The organism is Micromonospora sp. NPDC049799, assembly GCF_040656655.1.
Taxonomy (GTDB): Bacteria; Actinomycetota; Actinomycetes; order Mycobacteriales; family Micromonosporaceae; genus Micromonospora.
The window spans coordinates 1-2,442 of record NZ_JBFAMU010000646.1 but is presented as its reverse complement, the minus strand read 5'-3'; the positions used below and the strand labels follow the sequence as shown (position 1 = coordinate 2,442).

Sequence of the window (2,442 nt, the reverse complement as noted above, 5' to 3'; positions counted from 1 at the left end):
CGACCGGAACCGCCGGGCCGGGCAGCATGCCCGCGACGCCCGCCGGGACGGCGAGCACGACGGACGGGACGGCCACGGCGGGAAGGACGGGTGTCGTCGCCACGGCGGGCGCGGCGGCGCCCAGGGTGAGACCGGTGGTCAGGGCGAGGCCGACCAGCAGGCGCGACGCCCAGCGCGTCACCCACCACAAAGGACAGGCGAGCGTGACCGGAAGCACGACGTCACGCTACCCCCGACGCCGCTCGCCCGCACTGCTGGCGGGCGTGTCGACACCCACCCGTCACCCGCGATCCACCAGGGTGGACACCGCTAGCGGTGGTGCGCGTACACCCGGGGTCCGTCGTCACCGGCGGCCCGGGCCGACGGGACGGACGGCGCCGCCGACGGACCCGGCACGGCGCCGTCCTCCCGGTCCCCCACGGGTGTCGGCGCCGAGCGACGGCGCGGACCGAGCCGGCGCATCATCGGCGTCTCCACGAAGCGGTGCAGCAGCCCGGCGAGGACCAGGTTGACCAGCCCGAAGCCCACCACCGCCGCCGGGCCCCACCATCCGGGCAGGCCGACGCCGTAGTGGCCGGTGAGGCGCAGCACGGTGACCATGACGAAGACGTGCACCATGTAGAAGGCGAACGACACCTCACCGAGCCACACCATGGGCCGATTGCGCCACGGCGTCCGCCGACCGCGGACGTCCGCGCCCGCGGCGGCCGTGATGACCAGGATGTACGCGACCGACAGCAGTCCCGCCCACAGCTCGGCGCGGATCCACTCCCCCGCGGCGAACCAGATGGCCACGAACACGACGGTGGCCACGCCCAGCCCCGGCCCCCGCCACCGGCCGCGCCGCATCAGCTCGGCGGCGGCCACGCCCATCCAGAACTCCAGCGACCGCACCGGCGGGAAGATCTGCGTGAACCACCAGCGGCTCTCCTCCGGCACCAGCTGCTGCGCCGGCCAGAGGGCGACGATCAACAGCGGTACGGCAACGACCACCGCCCACAGCACACCCGGGCGCGTCCGCTGGACCAGGGGCAGCGCGAACGGCAGGCACGCGTAGAAGAACAGCTCGCAGGAGAGCGACCAGCTCACGTTGTTGACGCTGTAGAAGATGCCGGGCGTGGGGTCCCAGGCCTGCACGAGCAGCAGGTTCTCCACCACGGCGCGCGGGTTCACCGGGTCGGCCATCGCGTACCCGACCAGGAGCACCACCAGGAACATCAGCAGGTGGTTCGGGTAGATCTTGGCCAGCCGGCGACGCAGGAACGTCCGCTTCGCCTCGCCCGGCCGGGCCGACCACACCAGCACGAATCCACTGAGGATGAAGAAGAACTGCACGCCGGACAGGCCGAGAGTGAACAGCCGGTCGACGACCGCCTTGTAGGCCGGCTCCGCCACGATCCCCATCGTGCCGGCGTGGAAACCGAACACGAGCAGCGCGGCGATCCACCGCAACCCGGTCAGCGACGGCAACCGGGAGGTGCCGCCGGGCGCGCGGGCGCCGCCGGTGGCGCCGGACGCGACCTGGTCGGCGACGGGCGCCGCCGTCACGCGGAACGGCCCACGGTCGTCGGGAACACCAGCACGGCGGCAGCTCCTTCACGCTTCGCGTCACCGGCCGTGCCCGCGGGTCGGGGCTCGTCGCCGGAGGCCGACCGCGACCTTACCCGGCGGGCCGCTCTCGTACGGGTGTTCGATCGTGGGGTAGGATCGGCGGTGTGTCGGACGTCGCGTACCAGCCCTCGATGCTGGACCTCGCCGAGGAGGGCCCCGCGCTGGGGCCGCTCACCGGTCATGTCACCCGGCACCAGCTGAGCCGAGGCGCCTGGGTCGACCACCTGCCCGGCTGGGTCCGCGGCTCCGACCAGGTCCTCGACATCCTCCTGCGGGACGTGCCGTGGCGCGCCGAGCGCCGCCGGATGTACGACGCCGACGTCGACGTCCCCCGACTGCTCTGCTGGTACGGCGCCGGCCGGCCGCTGCCCCACCCCGTGTTGACCACGGCGCGCGAGACGCTCACCCGGCACTACGCCGACGAGTTGGGCGAGCCCTTCGTCACCGCCGGCATGTGCCTCTACCGCACCGGCCGCGACAGCGTCGCCTGGCACGGCGACACCCAGGGCCGCTCGGCGCACACGGACACGATGGTCGCCATCGTCTCCTTCGGCTCTCCCCGCCCCCTCCTGCTGCGCCCGCGCGGCGGGGGCGGGGAGAGCCTGCGCTTCCCCGTCGGGCACGGCGACCTCGTCGTCATGGGCGGGTCCTGCCAGCGCACCTGGGAACACGCCATCCCGAAGACCGCCCGCCCGGTCGGCCCCCGGATCAGCGTCCAGTTCCGCCCCGCCGGCGTGGCCCGGCCGAGGAGACGTCGTCGTCGCCAGGTGGCGACGTCCCCAAGGTGCGTACACCAGGCGGCCCATCCGGGACACACACTCGGGTGGCCCG

At 73.8% G+C, this 2,442-nt stretch carries 2 protein-coding genes and 1 pseudogene; 1 reads left to right on the top strand and 2 read right to left on the bottom strand.

The window, feature by feature from the left end; translation table 11 throughout:
• Together AB0I76_RS27700 and AB0I76_RS27695 are read right to left on the bottom strand one after the other, a co-directional pair.
• The coding region (locus AB0I76_RS27700) for a hypothetical protein (protein ID WP_357041423.1) at positions 1-181 on the bottom strand (181 nt) is incomplete at its 3' end.
• Between the two features lie 128 nt (positions 182-309).
• A complete protein-coding gene (locus tag AB0I76_RS27695; RefSeq protein ID WP_357041420.1) occupies positions 310-1,548 on the bottom strand; it encodes an acyltransferase in 1,239 nt (412 codons plus the stop codon).
• A 167-nt stretch (positions 1,549-1,715) separates the two neighbouring features.
• Here AB0I76_RS27695 and AB0I76_RS27690 point away from each other — a divergent pair.
• Positions 1,716-2,351, top strand: a pseudogene (locus tag AB0I76_RS27690) (alpha-ketoglutarate-dependent dioxygenase AlkB); the annotation flags it as partial.
• Between the last annotated feature and the right edge of the window lie 91 nt (positions 2,352-2,442).